The following is a 19921-nucleotide window of genomic DNA, read 5'->3' on the forward strand; positions in this document are numbered from 1 at the left end:
TCCGGGTGGTGACGGTGGTGGACGGGTGGCGGCGGCTGGGGGGTGGCAGCTGGTGGCGGCGGCTGGTGGCGGGCCTCAGGCCTGGACGGCGAAGCCGTCGGGGACGATGGGGTCGGTGAACGCGCCGGTGGCCGCGAACGCGATGGTCTCGCGCACCGCGTTGTCGGCGAGCCGACGCAGCTCGTTGCCCAGGGACCCGGCGATGTGCGGCGTGATGAAGGTGTTCGGCGTCGACCGCAGTCGGGCGTCCGGTGGCAGGCGTTCCGGCTCGGTGACGTCGAGGACGGCGGCCAGGTCGCCGCGGTCCAGGCGGTCGGCGAGGGCGTCCTGGTCGACGATCGCCCCGCGCGCGGTGTTCACGAGCGTGGTACCCGGCCGCATCCGACCGATCACGGCACGGTCGACGAGCCCCCGCGTCGACGGCAGCAGCGGCGCGTGCAGGGTGACGACGTCGCTCGAGGCGGCGAGGGTGCCGAGGTCGACGGCGGTGACGCCGAGCAGCGCGGCCTCGGCGTCGTCCAGGTACGGGTCGCTCACGAGCACGCGGACGTCGTAGTCGCGGAGCCGTTCGATGACGGCCCGCCCGACACGCGAGGCGCCGACGACACCGACGGTCACGCCGTGCATGCCGACGACCGGCCACGAGCCCTCGACGTCGACCGGGGTCTCGTCCGAACGCAGCGCGGCGGCGCTGGCGAAGGCCCGCTTCGCGGCGAGCACGATCACCGCGACCGTGAACTCGGCGACCGGGACGGCGTTCGCGGCGGCGCTCGACGCCACGGCGATCCGTCGCTCCCACACGTCGGTGTCGACGACGGGCTTGACCGACCCGGCGGAGTGCACGACGGCGCGGAGCCGCGGCATCCGGTCCAGACGGTCCGCGGACAGCACGGGGCTGCCCCACCCGGTGACGAGCAGCTCGGCGTCGGCGAGCAGCGGGAGGTCGCACGGGTCGTCCGGGTCGAGCGGACGGTCGGCGACCAGCCGGACGGCGTCGGAGGCGTGCAGGGCGGCGAGGTCGCCGGGGTCGAACACCCGGGTGAAGGTCGCCTCGGGCATCACGAAGGCGACGGGGACGGGCGAGCGGTGCGCGTGGCCGCGTGGGGCGGGGGGCACGGGCACCGCCGGGGGCGCGGGCTGCGCTCGGGGCGCGGGTTGCGCTCGGGGCGTGACGGGGCGTGACGTCATCGTCGGACGGTTCCTCTCCGGGGGTACGGCGTCCCCATGCCAGCGTTCGGCGGTGTGCGGAGTCAAGCCGCGGGGCGCAAACGCTCACGAAGCGAACACGACGGGCGCGTGGATCGCGCGCCGGCCGTTCACGGACCGGGGACGACAGCCGCGGTCGACGCCCGCACGCTCAACGTCGGCGCCAGGGTCATGTGCCGACGGGCGAAGCCGACCTGCGCCGTCGCCGAGATGCGCTCGAAGCACATCGTCGCCGCGAACCGGCCGACGTCGTTCTTCGGGGGCGCGACCGCGGTGAGCGGCACCCCGGCGAGCGCCGCGACCTCGTCGTCGTAGGCGACCACGGACAGGTCGTCCGGGATCGAGAGGCCCATCTCGGTGACGGTCTCGACGAACTCGACGGCGTACTGGTCGGAGTGCACGAAGACGGCGGTGGTGCCGGTGGCGAGGCAGCGTTCGATGAAGGCCCTGGTCGCGGCACCCACACCCTGGTCGTCCGGGATGACCTGGACCGGGGCGTCGGGGTCGAGGCCGAGTTGCCGGACGGCGCGGTCGTACCCGGTGCGGAGCTGCGGGGTGGTCGGGGTGTCGAACACGGCCATGCCGATGCGGCGGTGCCCGAGTTCGGCGAGGTGGCGGACCGCGATGCCGGCGCCGGACTCGTGGTCGCTGCGGACGGACTCGAGCGCGGAGCCGACCGGGGCCTCGACCACGGAGCGTTCGACCACGACGACGGGCATCGGTGCGTGGTCGAGGAGCTCGAGGGTCGTGAAGGCGTCGGCGACGGTGGTGGTGACGAGCAGCCCGTCGACGCCGGCGGCGATGAGGCGTTCGACCTGCTGGCGTTCGCGGGCGGGTTCGTAGCGGGAGACGCCGAGCACGACGCGGCCGCCCAGGGCCTCGGTCCGTTCGGCGACGCCGGCGACGATCTTCGGGAAGTAGTAGCCGGGGTCGGGGACCACGAGCCCGAGGGTGAAGAGCGCGCCGCTGCCGTCGGTGGTGTCCCGGTCGGGGCGGGGTGCGGGTCGGTGCGGTGCGCCCGCGGTGGGCAGGGTCTCGACGGAGACGGCGCCGCCGTGCACGCGCCGGAGCACGCCGCGGTCGGCGAGTTCGGACAGGTCGCGGCGGACCGTCATGGCCGAGATCCCCTCGCGCTCGGCGAAGTCCGAGGCGGACAGGGTCCCGTGCACACGGAGCTCGGCGAGGATCCGTTCGTGGCGTCTGGTCGGGTGCATCGTCGCTCCCAGTGTTCGATTCGTGTGCGGGTGAATACCGCGGCTTGACCGTCATCATACGGACGCCACAGGATGACGAAACCCCCAGCCACGTGAGCAAAGGAGCCACATGAGCGCGACGCTGGTCGATCCGACCACCGAGCCCCGGACCACCCGGTCCGGCGGCGCCCCGGCCCCGCGGAAGGTCCCGTTCCTCGCTCGGCTGCGGCGCGACTACCCGCTGCTGCTCATGGTGGCGCCGGCGGTGGTCCTGCTGCTGCTGTTCGTGTACGTGCCGATGATCGGCAACGTCATCGCGTTCATGGACTACCAGCCGTACATCCCGATCGCCCAGAGCCCGTGGGTCGGGTTCACGAACTTCCAGCTGATGTTCGCCGACCCGGAGTTCTGGCGGGCGACGGTGAACACGCTGGAGATCACGTTCCTGCAGCTCATCCTGTTCTTCCCGGTGCCGATCGCGCTGGCCATCCTCATCCACTCGCTGGTGTGGCCGTGGCTCCGCGCGACCGTGCAGTCGGTGCTCTACCTGCCGCACTTCCTGTCGTGGGTGATCGTCGTGGGGTTCTTCCAGCAGTCGCTCGGGTCCGGCGGTGTGGTCAACCACACGCTGCGGCAGCTCGACATGGGGACCATCGGGATCATGAGCGACCCGGAGACGTTCAAGCTGCTGCTGACGTCACAAGTGATCTGGAAGGACGCCGGCTGGGGCACGATCATCTTCCTGGCAGCGCTCGCGGCGATCGACGACAACCTGTACGAGGCGGCGGCGATCGACGGGTCGGGAGCGTGGAGCCGGTTCTGGCACGTCACGCTGCCGGGCATCCGTCCCATCATCGTGCTCCTGCTGATCCTGCGGCTCGGCGAGGCCCTGTCCGTCGGGTTCGAGCAGATCATCCTGCAACGGAACGCCGTGGGGGCCGATGCCGCCGAGGTCCTCGACACCTACGTCTACTACCACGGCGTCGTCGACGGGAACTGGTCCACGGGCATCGCGGTCGGTCTGGTCAAGGGCCTGGTCGGGTTCGTCCTCATCATGGCGGCGAACAAGGCCGCCCACATGCTCGGTGAGCAGGGAGTGTATTCACGGTCATGAGCACCATCGCCCGTCCGGTCTGGGCCGGAAAACCCACACCCGTCGTCCTCGCACTCAAGGCCGTCGCGATCGTCCTGATCCTCGCCGTCGTGCTGTTCCCGTTCCTCATCGTCTTCTCGACGAGCGTGTCGAGCCAGGCGGACGTCACCGCTGCCGGTGGCTACGTCGTGTGGCCGCGGTCGTTCGACCTGTCCGCGTACGTGCAGATCCTGTCCGGCGGGGTCGTCACCCGCGCCGTGGTGGTCACGTTGCTCGTCACGGTCGTGGGCACCGTCATCAGCCTGGCGTCGACGGTGCTCGCCGCGTGGGCGCTCAGCCGACAGGGCTCGCTGTTCCAGCGGCCGCTGCTGACCTTCGTGCTCATCACGTTCCTGTTCGCGCCGGGGATGATCCCGCTGTACCTGATGGTGAAGCAGCTCGGACTCCTCGACAACTACTGGGCGCTGATCCTGCCGAGCGCGTTCAGCGTGTTCAACATGGTGGTCGTCCGCGGCTTCATGATGAGCATCCCGCAGGAGCTCATCGACAGCGCGAAGATCGACGGCGCCGGCGAGTTCCGCATCCTGTGGCAGCTCGTCCTGCCGCTGTCCCGCGCGGTCATCGCCGTCGTCGGCCTGTTCTACGCCGTCGGCTACTGGAACGCGTTCTTCAACGCGCTGCTCTACCTGTCGGACTCGACGAAGTGGACGCTGCAGCTGGTGCTGCGCACCTACGTCCTGCAGGGCTCCAGCCTGGTGTCCGGTGCCGGGTCCGACGCCTCGATGCAGCCGCCGGCGGAGTCGATCCAGATGGCCGTCGTGATGATCGCGATCATCCCGATCCTCGCCGCCTACCCCCTGGTGCAGCGCCACCTCACCAAGGGCGTCCTGACGGGCGCCGTCAAGGGCTGACACGGCCCCACCACCCCACTGCCACCCGACGCTTCAAGGGAGAAGCCATGACCGACACCACGACCGGCGGCCTCAGCCGCCGGACCCTCATCTCCGGCGCCGCCTTCGGCCTCGTCGCCCTCGGCGCTGCCGGCAGCCTGACCGGGTGCTCCACCGGCGGCAACGCCGCGACCATCTCGGACCAGGTGGCCGCGCTGCCGACCTACGTCCCCATCACCAAGGGGCCGAAGCCCGACCTGCCCGGCAACGGCGTCGTCCAGCCCGTGTACTACTCGTACCCGCAGGACAGCGAGCTCTTCACCTCGGTCACCGGCAAGGTCGGCGACGGCGAGAAGACCACCGGGTTCGTCGTGACCTACGCGGCGCCGCCGCCGGCGCAGAACTCGTTCCTCGAGTACGTCGGGGGCCTGACGGACACCGAGTACGACCTGACGTTCGTGCCCGGCGACTCGTTCGCCGCGAAGTTCGCGACGATGACCGCCGGCAACGACATCCCGGGCATCGTCGAGTTCCTGACGTTCGCGATGCCGCCCCGGTTCCCGCAGCTGCTCGACGCGAAGTTCGCGGACCTGTCGGAGCACCTCTCCGGCGACGCCGTCAAGGACTACCCGAACTTGGCGAACATCCCCACCGCGTCGTGGCGGAGCGCCCGCATCAACGGGAAGATCTACGGCGTCCCCGAGCACCGGCCGCCGTTCGGGTCGGTGATGATCTGCCGCCCCGACCTCATCGAGCAGCTGACGGGCGCAGCACCGGCCCCGAAGGACAAGGACGAGTTCACCGAGCTGTGCACGGCCGTCACCGACGCCAAGGCCGGCCGGTACGCGATCGCCGGCCAGGGCGGGGCGAGCGGCGTCGACTGGGCGTACGACTTCATCGGCGCCACCTTCGGCGTGCCGAACCAGTGGGCGATGTCGAAGGGCGGCGAACTCACCCACAAGAACGAGACCGACGCGTGGCTCGAGACCCTCGGCTACGTCAAGAAGCTCTGGAACCTCGGCGTCTTCCACCCGGACACCCCGAGCCTCGAGAGCGCGAAGGCGAAGACGTACATCAACAACGGCACCGTGCTCATGCACCTCGACGGCATCTCCGCACTGCTCGACGTGTCCATGCCGAAGGGGATCGTCACGGGCGGCATCGTGCCCTTCGGAGCGACGGGCGGCCCCGGTGCGAACTACCAGGGCACGTCGAGCTTCTCGTTCGCCGCCCTGAAGAAGACGACGCCCGAACGCATCAGGGCCCAGCTCCGGCTCATCGACTACCTCTCCGCACCGTTCGGGTCGAAGGAGGCGTTCACGCTGACCCACGGCGAGAAGGGCGTCCACCACACCGGCAGCGGCCCGGACGCGACGCTGACGAAGGCCGGCGAGCAGACCATCAACGCCAGCGCGTTGTACCGCCTCGGCGCCGGCCCGCAGGTGCTGAACACCGCGGTCCGCATCGACGAGCAGCTGCGGCAGTCGCACCAGTACCAGACCAAGACGCAGGACATGCTCGTGAAGAACCCGGTGGACGGCTTCTACTCCCCCTCGGCCGCGGCGACGGCGTCGGCGAGCACCGCGTTCAACAGCGTGTGCAACGACTACGTGCTCGGGCGGACGAACCTGGCGAAGGTGAAGGCCGCGCGGGCGACGTGGGTGTCGGCCGCCGGGGACAAGATGCGCCGCGAGTACTCCGAGGCGATCGAGAAGCAGAGCTAGCCCGGGCGGCGGCTCGCACGCGTTCTGCGACGTTCCACCAGTCGATCACCGGGTGCTTCGTCGCACCATGCACACGCATCCGATGCACGTGCATGGTGCGACGTTCCACGAGTCGATCGACGCGTGGATCGTCGGAACCTGCACACGCGTCGACCCCCGCGCAGGCGGTCAGGCGGTCCAGGCAGCCGGGTGCCGCCGCTGCCAGCGCAGCCGCCGCTCGAGCTGGGCCCCGATCGCGAGCAGCACCCGCTCGCCCCCGGGACGCCCGATCAACTGGACGCCCATCGGCAGGCCGCCGCCGTCCGGGTGGTCGTCGGCGGTGACCCCGACGGGCAGGGTGATCGCGGGCAGCCCGGCCACGTTCGCCATCGAGGTCCACGGCGAGTACGCGCACTGGCGGCGGAAGTCCTCGTCCGGGTCGTCGCCGTACCAGCCGAGCGGCCGCGGGGTCAGTGCGAGGGTCGGTGACAGGACGGCGTCGAACCGGTCGAACGCACCGATCAGCGTCGCCGAGAACGTGTCGAGCACGGTCATCGCGTCGAGCACCTGCGTGCCGGTGAGCCGCTGTCCCCGCTCCACGAGCCACGCCACCAGCGGCGTGAGCGCCGTCAGGTCGATGCCGGGGACCATCGGCAGCCGCGCCGCGGAGCTCTCCCACGCCACCCGGAACGCGTCGGCGTACGGCGCCCGCGGCATCTGCACGTCCTCGACGCCGTGCCCCAATTCGCCGAGCACCCGCACAGCGGTCTCGACGGCAGCGCGCGCCGCGGGGTCGACCACGACGTCGACGGTGTCGTCCCACGGTGAACCGTCGAGCAGCCCGACGACGAAGCGTCCCTCACCGCGGACGGCCGCCGCGGTGAACGGGCCGTCACCGCGCGACGGCGTGACCAGGGCGTACGGCGACGGTTCCGGCAGGCCGGTCGGCGCGACGAGGGCGTCGAGCAGCATCCCTGCGTCCGCGACGGACCGGGTCAGCGGCCCGGCGACGGAGAGCCCGCCGACACCGGAGCGACCGGGCATCGCCGGCACACGCCCGCGGCTCGGCTTCAGACCGACGAGTCCGGTCGCGGCGGCCGGGATCCGGACCGATCCCCCGCCGTCGGACCCGACGGCCGCGGGCAGCAGCCCGGCCGCCACGGCGACCGCCGCCCCGCTCGACGACCCACCGGGCGCGCGGGTCGTGTCGTAGGGGTTCCGCGTCACGCCGAACCGCGTCTCCGACGACGAGGACATCCCGAACTCCGGCGACGCCGTCTTGCCGAGGCTCACCGTGCCGGCGGCGTCGAGCGCCGCGACGAGCGGGTGGTCGGCCCCGGCAGGGCGCTCCGGCAGACTCGCGGTGCCGGAGCGCGTGGGGACCCCGGCGCGGTCGTACAGGTCCTTGTCGGCGGACGGGAGGCCCCACAACGGTCTGGACGTCGGCACCAGGTGCCCGAGACGGTCGGCTCTCGTGCGCGCGGCGTCCGCCGTGACCGTCACGAACGCACCGAGGGCCGGGTCGAGGCGCTCGATGCGGGCGAGGTAGTGCTCCGTCACCTCGAGCGCGGTCGCCTCCCCCCGGCGGATCCAGTCCCAGAGTTCCTGCGCGGCGAGGTGGTGGAGTTCGAACACGGTTCCCGAGCCTAGGCGGCGACGGTGCCGGTCGTGCTTCAGTGCTGGTCGACCGTCAGTGCTGGTCGTACGCGTAGAAGCCGCGGCCGGTCTTCACGCCAAGGTGCCCCGCGTCGACGTACTGCCGGAGCAGCTGCCGCGGGCCCTCGGGCAGGTGCGGGTCCTCCGCCGCGTAGTGCTCCTCGATGTCCAGGACGACGTCGAGCCCCACCTGGTCCATCATCCGGAACGGCCCCGCGGGCGAACCGGTGTTCACCGCGAACATGGCGTCGACGTCCTCCGGCGTGGAGACCCCGTCGGCCACGACCGCCAGGGACTCGCGCTTGATGGCCGCCCAGATGCGGTTGAAGATGAACCCGGTCGACTCCTTGCGGGCGACGAACGGCCGGACGCCGTAGGTCGGCAGGACCTCGAGCAGCAGGTCGATGACCGCCGGGTCGGTCTCCCCGTCGCTCATCAGGTCGACGGCGTTCTGCGCCGGCGGCATGTAGAAGTGCATGTTCAGCACGCGCTCCGGGTGCTCGACCTCGTCGATCACGAGTCGGCTCGCGTACGACGACGAGTTGCTCGCCAGGATCGTGTCCGCCCCGACGGCGCGGTCGAGCTGCCCGAACACCGTCGTCTTGAGGTCGAGTCGCTCCGGGATCGCCTCGACGACGAGCCACGCACCGGCGACGGCCTCATCCAGGTCGTCGAACGCGCGGACGGTGCCGACCGCGCCCCCGTCCCGCGCCGCGGCGAGCGCCGGGAGCTCGCGCTCGACGTACTCGACGGCGGCCGTGCGGACCGGCTCGGCGAGGTCGTACACGCGGGACTCGCCACCGGCGCTGGCGAACACCAGGGCGATGCGACGACCGAGGGTCCCACCGCCGATCACGGTGACGGGTCGGTTGCGGATGTCGGTCGGCAGGGAGAAGCCCATGGTGTCCTTCGTTCTCGGGTGTACGTTCGATACACAACGTACTCAGTACGGAACGTATCGCAACTCGACAAGGAGTTCCCATGCAGGCCTCGGACGTCCTCCGCCACGCCACCACCCCCCTCACCGGGCCGGTCTACCCGCTGCGCCCGACGCGCTTCACCGATCGCGAGTACTTCAACGTCGTGTACCGGACCGACCCCGACGCCCTCCGCGCCGTCGTGCCGGAGCCGCTGCAGGTCGACGCGCCGCTGGTCCGGTTCGAGGTCATGAAGATGGGTGACGTCGACGGCTACGGCCCCTACGTCGAGTCCGGTCAGGCGATCCAGGTCACCCACGACGGCGAGGTCGGCGAGTACCTGCACGCCATGTACCTCGACAACTCCGCGGCGACGCTCGCCGGTCGCGAACTGAGCGCCTACCCGAAGGTGCTCGGGACCCCGGGGTTGCGCGTCGACCAGGGCGCCCTCGTCGGCACGCTCGACCGCGGTGCCGAGCGCGTGGCGACGGCGACCATGGCGTACCAGTGGGAACCGATGGACCCGGTCGAGGCCGCGGCGCAGATCACGGTGCCGACCTGGATGGTGAAGCTCGTCCCCGACGTGACGACCCTGGGGCTGCGCGCCGCCGATCTCGTTCGGACCGAGATCACCGACATCGTCGTGAAGGGGGCCTGGACCGGGCCCGCCCGCCTGCAGCTGTTCGAGCACGCCCTCGCGCCGATGGCCGACCTGCCGGTGCTCGAGGTCATCAGCGCCTCGCACGTCCTGACCGACCTGACGCTCGCGCCGGTGCGGTCCGTGCACGACTACCTGGCCGACCCGCGCCGGTCGGACGACGCCTCCTAGGATGAGCCGATGTCCCCACGAGTGAGCGACGACACCGCCGCAACCGCCCGCCCCACCCGGCGGCGCAGCAGCACCCGCGCGGAGCTCGTCCGCGCGGCCGAGGCGCTGTTCGACGAGACCGGATCGGCCTCGGCCAGCGTCGAGGCGATCGTCGCGCGTGCGGGGTTCACGCGCGGGGCCTTCTACTCGAACTTCGCGACGACCGACGAGCTCTTCTTCGCGGTGTACGAAGCGCAGGAGGCCGTGGTCGTCGAGCGGCTCGAGGACGGCTTCCGGGCCGCGCTCGGCACGACCGACCCGCAGTCCGTCGACGCGATCGTCTCCGGGGTCCTCGGCGGCCTGCCCCCCGAGGGCAAGTGGTACGCGATCCGCTCGGTCCTGCTGTCCCGGGCGCGACACGAACCCGAGCTCCGGGCACTGCTCCGAGCGCACACCGACGCCTTCCACGCGGCACTCGAACCGCTGCTCGTCGAGTCGGTCACGGCACAGGGCCGGCGACTGACCGTCGCCCCGGACGTCTTCACCCGGGCGGTCGTCGCCGCGCACGTCGGCGCGGTCAGCCAGACGGTGCTCTACGACGACGCCGCGACCATCCGCGTCGCCGCGGTGCGGGGCGCACTCCTCGGACTCAGCGAGCCGGCGCGCGAGCCCGACGGTGCCGACGACACCGACGACACAGGAGGTACAGCGTGATCGTCCCCGAAGCCGCGGTCCCGCTGTTCCTGCGGGCCACGCACGCGAACGCGCCGTTCGTCACCGAAGCGGGAGCGCACCGAGCGGTCCGCCGACAGGCCCTCCGCCCCGAGCCGTTCGGACCACCGAAGCGCCTCCGGCCCGACGTGCGCGTCGACGTCCACCGGCAGGGCGGCACCCCGGTGTACACCGTGACGCCGAGCCGCCAGCCACCGCTCCGCGACGTCGTGTACGTGCACGGCGGCGGGTGGGTCCACGAGATCGCCCCGCAGCACTGGGCGCTCATCGCCCAGCTCGCCGCCGAGGCGCGCGCCACCGTGACCGTGCCGATCTACCGACTCCTGCCGGACGGCAACGCTCGGCAGGCGCACGACCTGGTCCTCGACGTCGCACGCCGCGTCATCGACCGGCGCGGACGGGTGCAGCTGGCCGGTGACTCCGCCGGTGGGCAGATCGCGCTGTCCGTCGCCCAGACCCTGCGCGACCAGGGCGTCCCGTCGCTCCGGACCGTCCTGGTGTCACCGGCGCTCGACCTCGGCTTCTCGAACCCGCGCATCCCCGAGGTGCAGCCGAGCGACCCGTGGCTCGGTCGCGACGGGGGCCGTGTCCTCGGTCACCTGTGGGCCGACGGCCTGTCGATCGACGACCCGGTCGTCAGTCCCCTGGCCGGTTCGTTCCACGGCCTCGGCCCGATGCTCGTCCACACCGGGACCCACGACGTGCTGAACCCCGACGCGCACCTGCTCGTCGCGGCCGCCCGGTCCGCGGGCGTGGACGTCACGCTGCGCGAGCGCCCCGGCGCCCTGCACGTGTTCCCACTGCTGCCGACGCGCAGCGGACGAGCAGCACGGCAGGAGATCGTCAGGGCCGTCCGCGGCGCCTGACCGTCAGCGCAGGACCGGCCGGCGCGTGCCCGTGACGGCCACGGCGGCGGACCGCCGGCCGTCCTGCGCGACGCGGGGCGGGCCTCCCGGTCAGACCGTCAGACCATCAGACGCCCAGGTGGGCGGCGAGCACGTCGCGGACGCTCGTCCACCCGTGCGGACCGGAGCGGTCGTCGTCGACGTGGTGGAGCTCCGCCTCGCCGCTGAACATGCTCACGAAGTACTGCATGCCCTGCCAGGCCGGGAACGGTTCAGCGTCGTCCTTCGACAGTCGACGGCCGATCCGTGCCATCGCCGACAGCGTGCCGGTCGTCCCCGCCCACTGCAACCGGAACGGGGTGCCGGTCAATCGGGACATCGTGTCGGCGATCGACCGTGCCGTCACGCGGTCACCGGCGACCTCGACCACACGGGGTGCGTCCGCGTCGAGTGCGACGAGCGCCGTCACGCGCGCGACGTCGTCCTTCGTGGTGAAGTCGAGGACCTGGTCGGCCGACGACCAGTAGAGCACCCGCTGGCGGTCGAACAGGATCAGCGGCGCCTGACCGGTGAGCATGTCCGTGAACGCCCCGTTCAGCACCGAGGTCGCACGGATCGGCGCGGCGTCGAGGGCGGCGGCGAACTCGCGGCGGAGCTCGAAGTTCCGGTTCGAGCCGGGCGTGATCGAACGGTAGTCGGCGGCGTAGTCCGAGGGGATGAACCGCGGGACACCGGCCTGGACCGCGGCGTCGAGCAGGGCGCGCTGGGCGTCCACGATCACCGCGCGGGTGCCGCTGACCGTGGAGACGACGACGTCGACCCCGGCGAGCGCCGTGACCAGCGCCGGTGCGTCCGTGTAGTCCGCGGTGACGACGTCGATGCGGTCGTCGTCGGCGAACTGCCGCTGGGCGCCGGTGCTGGACGGGCGGGTGAGGACGCGGACGCGGGTGTCGTGCTGCAGGAGCTCGCGGACGATGCGTCCGCCGAGGTCTCCGGTGGCGCCGGCGACGAGGACGGTGGTGGTCATGGCGGCCACGCTACGGGTGCGGGGGTGCGGCGGGCACAGGTGCGCTGGCGGCGGCGCCGGTGCGCTGGCGCCGGGTTCTGTGGCCCTATCCTGCGGAGGTGGACACGACTCTCCCCTCCGGCACGACGAAGCGCCGGATCGAGCTCCGGCTCGCTCGCCCCCTGCTCACCTGGTTCGCCCGCCCGACCGTCACGATCGACGGGGTCGGGCACCCGGCGCAGTGGGGCACGGGCACATGGGCGGTCGCCGACGACGGCCGGACCGTGATCGGGGTGTACCTGTTCAACCGGGCATGGCGCTTCGGTGCGGCGACGGTGACCGTCGGCGATGCCGAGGTGCTCGAGTACCGCGCGGGTGTGCTGCCCGTCGGCGCGGGCCGGTTGGCGCCGGTGCCGGTGCCGGGCCTGCCGGGCGTGCCGGACCTGCCGGGCCGAGGTTCGCGCTGAGCGACACTCCACGCGGCGCGGGACCCGAGGAGTGTCGCTGAGCCCGAGACCCGGGCCCAGCACCAGGCCCGGCCCGGCGCTACTCGTGCTCGATGTCGGAGAACAGACCGGTGAACGTGGCACCCGTGCCGCCGAGCTGCTGGAAGAACGCGCCGGCCTCGGCGGTCGCCACCGCGTCGGAGGCATCCCCGTACGAGGCGAAGTACAGGTCGAGGGTGCGGTGCGCCGGTGTCGGCGTGCCGTCCTCCTTCGGCCAGACCTTCGCCGCCTCGAGGCGCTGCAGGCCGGGCAGCTTCGCGGCGAGTGCCTCGAGCTCCACGTAGGACTGCTCGAACGCCGACGGGTCGGCCGGGTTGTCGATGATCAGGGTGATCTTCGTGGTCATGGTGTGCTCCTGCGGGTGTCGGTGGGACGGGTGACGGTGCAGCGCCCACTCCACTCCGTTCCGCGCACCGCTGCCCGGGATCGGCTACTCGAACATCTCGGCGAGGAGTGCGTGCGGGTCACCGTCGACGACGTGTGCCGAGGGCGGCTCCGGCCAGTGCGTCGTGCCGTCGTCCGGCCAGCACGGCACGACGTGGAAGTGCAGGTGCCGCACGCTCTGCCCGGCATCGGCGCCGGAGGCCTGCAGCACGACGGTGCCGGTGGCGCCGAGTGCGCCCCGCATCGCCCGTGCGACACGCTGCGCGAGCGCGACGGTGGCGGCCAGTGCCACCGGGGCGGCACCGAGCAGGTCGTCGGCGTGCTCGACCGGTACGACGAGCGTGTGCCCGGGTGCGAGCGCGGACCCGGGCAGCGGCGCGAACGCGACGGCGTGGTCCTCGCGCTCGACCCACACGGCCGGTTCGTCGCCGGCGATGATCGCGCAGAAGACGCAGGATGCCATCCGTCCAGTGTGCTGCACCCGGAGCACCGGGCGCTCCGAGGGCGGTGCCGTGCGCGCGCCGCCGCGTGGGACGATTGGCGCATGACCGCCACGCTCGTCGCCAAGGGCCTGTCCGGCGGGTACGCCGCTCGCACGCTGTTCGACTCCCTCGACCTCACGGTGGCACCGGGCGACGTGATCGGCGTCGTCGGCGTGAACGGTGCCGGCAAGTCCACCCTGCTCCGACTGCTGGCGGGTGTCGACGAGCCCCTGGCCGGCACGGTGTCGCTCGCACCGACCGACGCGTTCGTCGGCTGGCTCCCCCAGGAGCACGAGCGGATCGCGGGCGAGACCGTCGCCGCGTACATCGCCCGACGGACCGGCTCGGCCGAGGCGACCGAGGCCATGGACGCCGCGGCTGCCGCGCTCGGCGACCCGGACGCCGGCGACGCTGCCGCGGACCGCTACTCGACGGCGCTCGACCGCTGGCTCGCCGCGGGCGCCGCTGATCTGGAGGACAGGATCCCCGCCGTCCTGGCCGACCTCGGCCTCGAGACCGGAACCGATGACGACGGCGTCGGGCCGGACTCGCTCATGACCGCGCTGTCCGGTGGGCAGGCCGCTCGGGTCGGGCTGGCGGCGCTGCTGCTGTCGCGGTTCGACATCGTCCTGCTCGACGAGCCCACCAACGACCTCGACCTCGACGGGCTGGACCGGCTCGAGGGGTTCGTCCGGGGCATCCGCGGCGGGGTCGTGCTCGTCAGCCACGACCGGGAGTTCCTGGCACGGTCGGTGACGAGCGTGCTCGAGCTCGACCTGGCGCAGTCGTCCAACCGGCTGTTCGGCGGCGGCTACGACTCGTTCCTCGAGGAACGCGAGATCGCCCGGCAGCACAAGCGCGACGCGTACGAGGACTACGCCTCCACCAAGGCCGACCTGGTCTCCCGTGCCCGCACACAGCGCGAGTGGTCGAGCCAGGGCGTGCGCAACGCCATGAAGAAGGCCCCGGACAACGACAAGATCCGGCGCAAGGCCGCCTCGGAGTCGAGCGAGAAGCAGGCGCAGAAGGTCCGCCAGATGGAGTCCCGCATCGCGCGACTCGACGAGGTCGAGGAGCCCCGCAAGGAGTGGCAGCTCGAGTTCACGATCGGCAGCGCGCCCCGGTCCTCGGCCGTCGTGGCCACCCTGTCCGACGCCACCTTCACGCAGGGCGACTTCACGCTCGGCCCGGTGTCGTTGCAGGTCGACGGCGGCGACCGCATCGGCATCACCGGACCGAACGGCGCCGGCAAGTCCACGCTGCTCCGGGCACTGCTCGGCAAGCAGGCGCCGACGACCGGCACCGCCTCGCTCGGGTCGAGCGTCGCCGTCGGCGAGGTCGACCAGGCCCGTGCGGCCTTCACCGGCGACCAGTCACTCGCCGCGGCGTTCGAGGCGATCGTGCCCGAGTACACCACTGCCGACGTCCGGACGCTGCTCGCGAAGTTCGGGCTGAAGGCCGACCACGTCGGACGGCCCGCGTCGGCGCTCTCCCCCGGCGAACGGACCCGCGCCGGACTGGCGCTGCTGCAGGCCCGCGGGGTGAACGTGCTCGTGCTCGACGAACCGACGAACCACCTCGACCTGGTGGCCATCGAGCAGCTCGAACAGGCGCTGGAGTCGTACGACGGCACCCTGCTGCTCGTCACGCACGACCGGCGCATGCTGGAGACCGTCCGCCTCGACCGGCAGTGGCACGTCGACGCCGGCCGGGTCACCGAACGCTGACGACACCAGGAGCACACACCCAGACGACGAGCGCACGCTGGACCAGGAGCACAGGGGGATGCCGATGCGACGCAGGGGCTGGATCGCCGTGGTCGGGGGTGCAGCGGCGCTCGCCGTCGCGGCCGCCGTCGTCGTCGGGGTGACAGCCGACCGTCCGGACACCGACCCGACCCACGTCGCACGGGCCACCCCGACCGCGACGCCGACGCCGACCCCCACCCCGACGCTCGCGGCCGTCCCCCGAGCGCCGTCGGCCGCCACCCTCGCCGCCCTGCCGTCGGCGTTCCACGACGGCGTCGTCCCCGAACTGCTCGACGGCGGGGACGTCCGCCCCGCGGACACCTGGCAGATCGCCACCCCGCGGCACGACCTCGTGGCCCTGTACGCCAGCCCGTCCAGCCGCGCCCGCCCGGTGGCCACGCTGTCGCACCTGGTGTCGACGATCGACCTGCCCGCCGCCACCGCTGTCTGGGGCCGGTCGCCCGGCGTCGACGGCGGCATGCTCCTCGTCTCGACCCCGGCCCGGAACCGCACCCCGGGCGTCGGCGGCGACCCGGAGGCGCCGAGCGCCACGTTCGCCTGGGCACGGGCCGCCGACTTCACGGTCGCCGACACCGACCGGATGATCCGCGTCGACGTCGCCCGGAGCACGGTCTCCGTCGTCACCCGGAGCGGCCAGGTCACCGCGACCGAGGCGGCCCGGCTCGGCACCCCCGAGGACCCCACGCCGTCGGACACCGCCACCTACGTCGAAGCGGCGTACGTGGACACCCGCGTGACCTACACGCAGGGCAACCCGATCATCCTGACCGGCGCGCACTCGTCGCGGATCCCGTCGTACGGCGGCAACGCGGCACTGACGGCGCTGCACTACTACCCCGACCCGACCGGCAGTTCGCACGGGTGCGTGCGGATCTCGGCGGAGATGACCCGCACCCTCGCCGCCCTGCCCGTCGGCACCCCGATCCGGTTCAGCTAGCGGCCGCCGCCGAGCCCGAGCCGCTCGACGACCTCGGCGCTCTCCTCCTCCGGAGTGCGGTCGGCCGCGATCGTCAGGTGCGCCTCGTCGTCCTGCGGCGGCTCGAGCGTCGCGAGCTGGGACTGCAGCAGCGACGTCGGCATGAAGTGGCCCGACCGCTGCGACATGCGCTGTTCGATCAGCGCGCCGTCACCGGCCACGTGCACGAACACCACGCCGGGCGCCCGCAGCACGTCGCGGTACGACCGCTTCAGCGCCGAGCAGGTCACGACACCGTGGGTGCCGGCGTCGAGGTGCCCGCGGATCCAGCCGGCGACGACGTCGAGCCACGGCCAGCGGTCCTCGTCGGTGAGCGGTGTGCCGGCGTGCATCTTGTCGACGTTGGCCTGCGGGTGCATGGCGTCGCCCTCGGCGAAGTCCCACCCGAGCTGCTCGGCGACCATCGCGGCGACGGTCGACTTGCCGGAACCGGAGACCCCCATGACGACCAGGACACGCGCATCCAGAGCGGAGTCGCTGCTCATCGGATGAACACCCCGGCCAGCAGCACCCCGAGCAGACCGAGCACCGAGATGAGGCACTCGAGCACCGTCCACGTCTTGAAGGTCTGTCCCACGGTGGTGTTGAGGTAGCCCTTGACGAGCCAGAACCCGGCGTCGTTGACGTGCGACAGGAACACCGAGCCCGCACCGATCGCCAGCACGAGCAGCGAGGTCATCGGCGTGGACAGGTCGGCGGCGATCGGGGCCATGATGCCCGCCGCGGTGACGGTGGCGACCGTGGCCGACCCGGTGGCGACACGCACCAGGGCCGACACGACCCAGGCGACGAGGAGCACCGAGACGCCGGAGTCCTTCACGGCGTCGGCGATCACCCCGCCGATGCCCGTGTCGATGAGCACCTGCTTGAACCCACCGCCGGCACCGACGATGAGCAGCACCCCGGCGACCGGGGGCAGCGCGCTCTCGAGCGACTTCGCCACGGCGGACCGGTCCATGCCGCCGCCGATCGCGAAGAAGACCATCGCGTAGATCGCCGCGATGCCGATCGCGATCATCGGCGACCCGAGGAAGTCGAGCAGGCTCACCCACGAGCCAGCGGCGTCGGGCATCGTGGCCTCGCGGACGGCCTGGGCGAGCATGAGGACGACGGGCAGCAGGATGCCGATGAGCGCGACGGTGAACGACGGGCTGCGGGGCTCGCTGATGACGCGCGTGAAGTCGCTCTTGCCGTTGGGAAGGGACGCGGTGTCCTGCGTGGCGGGGCCGCGCCGGGCCTCCCGTCCGCCCGAGGCGGGGTCCTGCGGACCGGACGCCGAGCCGGCGTCCGACCCACGCGACCCGAACATGTCGGGCGCGGGGATGTCGACCCAGCGGGCCGCGAACTGGGCGAACACCGGCCCGGCCAGGATGATGACCGGGATCGCCAGCACGATGCCGAAGGCGAGCGTGGTGCCGAGGTTCGCGCCGACGGTCGAGATCGCGACGAGCGGGCCGGGGTGCGGTGGGACGAACGCGTGCATCGTCGACAGGCCGACCAGGGCGGGCACGGCGATCTTCATGATCGGCACGGAGCTGCGCTTCGCGACGAGCACGATGATCGGGATGAGGAGCACGAGGCCGACCTCGAAGAACATCGGCAGGCCGATCAGCGCACCGATCAGGGCCATCGTCCACGGCAGCGCGGCCTTCGACGACCTGCGCACCAGGGTGTCGACCACGCGGTCGGCGGCGCCGGAGTCGACGAGCATCTTGCCGAACATCGACCCGAGCCCGACCAGGATGCCGACGCTCGTCATCGTCGCACCGAAGCCGTTGCCGAAGCTCACCACGGCCTTGTCCGGTGCGAGCCCCGCACCGATGCCGACGCCCAGGGCACCGATCACGAGCGCGATGAACGGGTGCACCTTGAGCCAGGTGATGAGCGCGATGATCACGACGATGCCGACGAGGGCCGCGATGATCAGCTGCGGGATCGGCCCGGACGGGTCGACGGTCTCGGTGCCGCCGCCCTCGGCCGCGAGGACCGTGCCCACGGGGTGGGCGAGCAGGTGGACTGGAGCGTGAGGCATCGGTGCCCCTTCCTGGAGCCGCTGCCGCGCGGCTCCGTCGCCTTCGTGTCGAGGGGCGGCTGGCGCTGCGCGCGCCGACCCTCAATAATCTGATTAATCAGACTATACGACGATCCGCCGCGCGCCATCCACCCTCGGACGCAGTCTGCCGTTTCGATGGGACCGACGTCACGCCGATCGCGTGACCCGTACTGCACGGAGGAACGATGCCCCCAGCCCGCGGACTCCACGCCCACGTGCTCGACACCCTCGGGCAGCGCATCGTCGACGGTGCGCTCGACCCTGGCACGGTGGTCCGCCCCGAGCTCGTGGCGGACGAGTTCGGCGTGTCCCGGTCGGTCGTGCGCGAGGCGCTCCGCGTCCTGCAGTCGCTCGGACTCGTCGAGCCCCGGCAGCGCGTCGGCACGCAGGTGCTCGGCATCGGGTCGTGGGAACTGCTCGCCCCGACGGTCATCCGGTGGCGTGGCGCCTCGCCCGCCTACTTCGTGCAGCAGCGGGAACTCCTCGAACTGCGGCTCGGCGTCGAACCCGTCGCGGCGTCGCTCACCGCCGGCGGGTCCGGGGCGTCCGCAGTCCTCGACGCCGCGCAGGACATGCTCGCCGCCTGCGCGCGCGAGGACAGCCGCGCGTACCTCGAGGCCGACGTCCGCTTCCACCGCGCCCTGCTCACCGGCTCCGGCAACGCCGTCTTCGCGCACTTCGCCGGCACCGTCGAGGCGCTGCTGCGCACCCGCACGTCGGAGTCGCGCGACACCATCACGCGCTGGACGCGCGAGGCCGCCCTCCGGCACGAGGCCGTCGGGCACGCGCTCGTCGCGGGTGACGGGGCCGCCGCGGCGGCCGCGACGACGGCGCTCGTCGGCGTCACGCGCGACGAGTTCATCGCGGAGGCCCCGCGGCCCTGACGGGGTGTGCGGGGGCCGGCGGCGGGCGAGGGGCGGGCGAGGGCCGGCACGCCGGGCGCTGACCGCCGGGGTTCCACAACACGCCGTGCGCTGGTCGTCGAGGTTCCACAACGCGCGCGATCGCACGCCGAGATGCGCAGATCTCGGAACCTCGGCGCGGCCCACCGCACCGAACGACGACGGACGACGGACGACGGACGACGGCCCGACTACTTGCGCGCGAAGAGGCGGGGACCGCGCAGCCGCAGGCGCATCGTCACCGTGCCGAGCCACCGGTCGTACTTGTAGCCGACCTTGCCCATCCGGCCGACCTCCTCGAAGCCGAGCCGCTCGTGCAGGCGGATCGAGGCCTCGGCCTGCCGGTCGGCGATCACGGCGACGACCTCGCGGACCCCGGCGGACCGGCACTCGTCGAGCAGGGCCTCCATGAGCGCACGGCCGAGCCCCTTGCCACCGGAGGCCGCTCCGAGGTAGATCGAGTCCTCGACCACCCGGTTCGACCGGTCGCGCGGGTTCCAGGCGTCCACGAGCGCGTAGCCGAGGATCTGCCCGGCGGGGTTCTCGGCCACCAGGAAGGGCAGCTTGCGCTTCCGGATGTCGTCGTAGCGCTGCTTCCACCGGGCGAAGGTGAACGCCGACGGGTCGAAGGTCACCGACGAGTTGCGGACGTAGTGCGTGTGGATCTCACGGACGTCGGGCAGGTCGCTCGCCTCGGCTGCACGGATCCGGTACTCGAACGCGGTCTCGCTCGCCGGCCGGGCACGCAGGTGTCGCGGCAGGACCCGCCGTCGCTGGTATTCCTCCTCGAGCACGTGCCG

General features: G+C 72.2%; 20 protein-coding genes. 10 read left to right on the forward strand and 10 right to left on the reverse strand.

Annotated elements, in window-relative coordinates; translation table 11 throughout:
- Window positions 1-75: 75 nt before the first annotated feature.
- Entirely contained in the window at window positions 76-1116 is a 1041-nt protein-coding gene (locus EDF48_RS10050; RefSeq protein WP_131879722.1) for a hydroxyacid dehydrogenase, read from the reverse strand.
- Between the two features lie 200 nt (window positions 1117-1316).
- A complete protein-coding gene (locus tag EDF48_RS10055) occupies window positions 1317-2420 on the reverse strand; it encodes a substrate-binding domain-containing protein (RefSeq protein ID WP_131879724.1) in 1104 nt (367 codons plus the stop codon).
- A 109-nt stretch (window positions 2421-2529) separates the two neighbouring features.
- Between EDF48_RS10055 and EDF48_RS10060 the strand changes: the two genes are divergently transcribed.
- Genes EDF48_RS10060 through EDF48_RS10070 form a run of 3 tightly spaced genes read left to right on the forward strand, consistent with a single transcriptional unit; the run spans window position 2530 to window position 6106 of the window.
- Window positions 2530-3513: an ABC transporter permease subunit gene (locus tag EDF48_RS10060; protein ID WP_123294248.1), complete on the forward strand. Its 984-nt coding sequence runs from the start codon at window positions 2530-2532 to the stop codon at window positions 3511-3513.
- A complete protein-coding gene (locus tag EDF48_RS10065; RefSeq protein ID WP_123294247.1) occupies window positions 3510-4403 on the forward strand; it encodes a carbohydrate ABC transporter permease in 894 nt (297 codons plus the stop codon). The genes EDF48_RS10060 and EDF48_RS10065 overlap by 4 nt, the downstream gene beginning before the upstream one ends.
- Before the next feature lie 47 nt (window positions 4404-4450).
- Window positions 4451-6106: an extracellular solute-binding protein gene (locus EDF48_RS10070; protein ID WP_131879726.1), complete on the forward strand. Its 1656-nt coding sequence runs from the start codon at window positions 4451-4453 to the stop codon at window positions 6104-6106.
- A 168-nt stretch (window positions 6107-6274) separates the two neighbouring features.
- On the opposite strand, the gene EDF48_RS10075 is transcribed toward EDF48_RS10070, so the two are convergent.
- Together EDF48_RS10075 and EDF48_RS10080 are read right to left on the reverse strand one after the other, a co-directional pair.
- A complete protein-coding gene (locus EDF48_RS10075; RefSeq protein ID WP_131879728.1) occupies window positions 6275-7720 on the reverse strand; it encodes an amidase in 1446 nt (481 codons plus the stop codon).
- Between the two features lie 55 nt (window positions 7721-7775).
- Window positions 7776-8642 carry a 3-hydroxyacyl-CoA dehydrogenase NAD-binding domain-containing protein gene (locus EDF48_RS10080; protein ID WP_131879730.1) on the reverse strand — a complete coding sequence of 289 codons (867 nt, stop codon included), beginning with the start codon at window positions 8640-8642 and terminating at the stop codon, window positions 7776-7778.
- 80 nt (window positions 8643-8722) lie between these two features.
- Here EDF48_RS10080 and EDF48_RS10085 point away from each other — a divergent pair, with 80 nt between their 5' ends.
- The 3 genes from EDF48_RS10085 to EDF48_RS10095 are packed head-to-tail and all read left to right on the forward strand — an operon-like array spanning window position 8723 to window position 11064.
- Entirely contained in the window at window positions 8723-9487 is a 765-nt protein-coding gene (locus EDF48_RS10085) for an acetoacetate decarboxylase (protein WP_123294243.1), read from the forward strand.
- Between the two features lie 9 nt (window positions 9488-9496).
- Window positions 9497-10180, forward strand: a complete 684-nt coding sequence (locus tag EDF48_RS10090; RefSeq protein WP_131879732.1) for a TetR/AcrR family transcriptional regulator — start codon at window positions 9497-9499, stop codon at window positions 10178-10180.
- Window positions 10177-11064, forward strand: coding sequence for an alpha/beta hydrolase (locus tag EDF48_RS10095; RefSeq protein WP_131879734.1), 888 nt, complete (start codon window positions 10177-10179; stop codon window positions 11062-11064). Before EDF48_RS10090 ends, EDF48_RS10095 begins: the two co-directional genes overlap by 4 nt.
- Window positions 11065-11170: 106 nt before the next feature.
- Here EDF48_RS10095 and EDF48_RS10100 read toward each other — a convergent pair whose 3' ends face one another.
- Entirely contained in the window at window positions 11171-12070 is a 900-nt protein-coding gene (locus EDF48_RS10100; RefSeq protein ID WP_131879736.1) for an NmrA family NAD(P)-binding protein, read from the reverse strand.
- Window positions 12071-12168: 98 nt separating this feature from the next.
- Between EDF48_RS10100 and EDF48_RS10105 the strand changes: the two genes are divergently transcribed.
- Entirely contained in the window at window positions 12169-12516 is a 348-nt protein-coding gene (locus EDF48_RS10105; RefSeq protein ID WP_123339786.1) for a hypothetical protein, read from the forward strand.
- A 79-nt stretch (window positions 12517-12595) separates the two neighbouring features.
- On the opposite strand, the gene EDF48_RS10110 is transcribed toward EDF48_RS10105, so the two are convergent.
- The gene (locus EDF48_RS10110) at window positions 12596-12901 is read right to left on the reverse strand and encodes an EthD family reductase (protein WP_123294430.1); all 306 of its coding nucleotides are present in this window, start codon (window positions 12899-12901) and stop codon (window positions 12596-12598) included.
- 84 nt (window positions 12902-12985) lie between these two features.
- Window positions 12986-13402, reverse strand: a complete 417-nt coding sequence (locus tag EDF48_RS10115; RefSeq protein ID WP_123294238.1) for an HIT domain-containing protein — start codon at window positions 13400-13402, stop codon at window positions 12986-12988.
- Between the two features lie 81 nt (window positions 13403-13483).
- Here EDF48_RS10115 and EDF48_RS10120 point away from each other — a divergent pair, with 81 nt between their 5' ends.
- A complete protein-coding gene (locus EDF48_RS10120) occupies window positions 13484-15148 on the forward strand; it encodes an ABC-F family ATP-binding cassette domain-containing protein (RefSeq protein ID WP_131879738.1) in 1665 nt (554 codons plus the stop codon).
- Window positions 15149-15212: 64 nt separating this feature from the next.
- On the forward strand, window positions 15213-16127 hold the full coding sequence (locus EDF48_RS10125; protein WP_131879740.1) for a L,D-transpeptidase: 915 nt from the start codon (window positions 15213-15215) through the stop codon (window positions 16125-16127).
- Here the strand turns inward: EDF48_RS10125 and EDF48_RS10130 are convergent.
- Both EDF48_RS10130 and EDF48_RS10135 read right to left on the reverse strand, forming a co-directional pair.
- Entirely contained in the window at window positions 16124-16651 is a 528-nt protein-coding gene (locus EDF48_RS10130; RefSeq protein ID WP_123937732.1) for a gluconokinase, read from the reverse strand. The genes EDF48_RS10125 and EDF48_RS10130 overlap by 4 nt on opposite strands.
- Window positions 16648-18198, reverse strand: coding sequence for an SLC13 family permease (locus EDF48_RS10135; RefSeq protein ID WP_131879742.1), 1551 nt, complete (start codon window positions 18196-18198; stop codon window positions 16648-16650). Before EDF48_RS10135 ends, EDF48_RS10130 begins: the two co-directional genes overlap by 4 nt.
- A gap of 206 nt (window positions 18199-18404) precedes the next feature.
- On the opposite strand from EDF48_RS10135, the gene EDF48_RS10140 reads away from it, so the two are divergent.
- Window positions 18405-19103 carry an FCD domain-containing protein gene (locus EDF48_RS10140; protein ID WP_131846445.1) on the forward strand — a complete coding sequence of 233 codons (699 nt, stop codon included), beginning with the start codon at window positions 18405-18407 and terminating at the stop codon, window positions 19101-19103.
- Between the two features lie 209 nt (window positions 19104-19312).
- Here EDF48_RS10140 and EDF48_RS10145 read toward each other — a convergent pair whose 3' ends face one another.
- Window positions 19313-19915 (reverse strand): GNAT family N-acetyltransferase, encoded by a 603-nt coding sequence (locus EDF48_RS10145; protein WP_123294233.1) that lies wholly within the window; start codon window positions 19913-19915, stop codon window positions 19313-19315.
- Window positions 19916-19921 lie beyond the last annotated feature (6 nt).

The sequence above is a fragment of the Curtobacterium sp. PhB191 genome (genome assembly GCF_004346515.1).
Lineage (GTDB): Bacteria > Actinomycetota > Actinomycetes > Actinomycetales > Microbacteriaceae > Curtobacterium.

Coding starts and splice junctions, on each gene's coding strand:
- EDF48_RS10115 (WP_123294238.1), bottom strand. CDS start 13,402: ATGGCATCCTGCGTCTTCTGCGCGATCATCGCCGGCGACGAACCGGCC.
- EDF48_RS10085 (WP_123294243.1), top strand. CDS start 8,723: ATGCAGGCCTCGGACGTCCTCCGCCACGCCACCACCCCCCTCACCGGG.
- EDF48_RS10080 (WP_131879730.1), bottom strand. CDS start 8,642: ATGGGCTTCTCCCTGCCGACCGACATCCGCAACCGACCCGTCACCGTG.
- EDF48_RS10120 (WP_131879738.1), top strand. CDS start 13,484: ATGACCGCCACGCTCGTCGCCAAGGGCCTGTCCGGCGGGTACGCCGCT.
- EDF48_RS10125 (WP_131879740.1), top strand. CDS start 15,213: ATGCGACGCAGGGGCTGGATCGCCGTGGTCGGGGGTGCAGCGGCGCTC.
- EDF48_RS10135 (WP_131879742.1), bottom strand. CDS start 18,198: ATGCCTCACGCTCCAGTCCACCTGCTCGCCCACCCCGTGGGCACGGTC.
- EDF48_RS10130 (WP_123937732.1), bottom strand. CDS start 16,651: ATGAGCAGCGACTCCGCTCTGGATGCGCGTGTCCTGGTCGTCATGGGG.
- EDF48_RS10100 (WP_131879736.1), bottom strand. CDS start 12,070: ATGACCACCACCGTCCTCGTCGCCGGCGCCACCGGAGACCTCGGCGGA.
- EDF48_RS10090 (WP_131879732.1), top strand. CDS start 9,497: ATGTCCCCACGAGTGAGCGACGACACCGCCGCAACCGCCCGCCCCACC.
- EDF48_RS10055 (WP_131879724.1), bottom strand. CDS start 2,420: ATGCACCCGACCAGACGCCACGAACGGATCCTCGCCGAGCTCCGTGTG.
- EDF48_RS10140 (WP_131846445.1), top strand. CDS start 18,405: ATGCCCCCAGCCCGCGGACTCCACGCCCACGTGCTCGACACCCTCGGG.
- EDF48_RS10065 (WP_123294247.1), top strand. CDS start 3,510: ATGAGCACCATCGCCCGTCCGGTCTGGGCCGGAAAACCCACACCCGTC.
- EDF48_RS10110 (WP_123294430.1), bottom strand. CDS start 12,901: ATGACCACGAAGATCACCCTGATCATCGACAACCCGGCCGACCCGTCG.
- EDF48_RS10060 (WP_123294248.1), top strand. CDS start 2,530: ATGAGCGCGACGCTGGTCGATCCGACCACCGAGCCCCGGACCACCCGG.
- EDF48_RS10070 (WP_131879726.1), top strand. CDS start 4,451: ATGACCGACACCACGACCGGCGGCCTCAGCCGCCGGACCCTCATCTCC.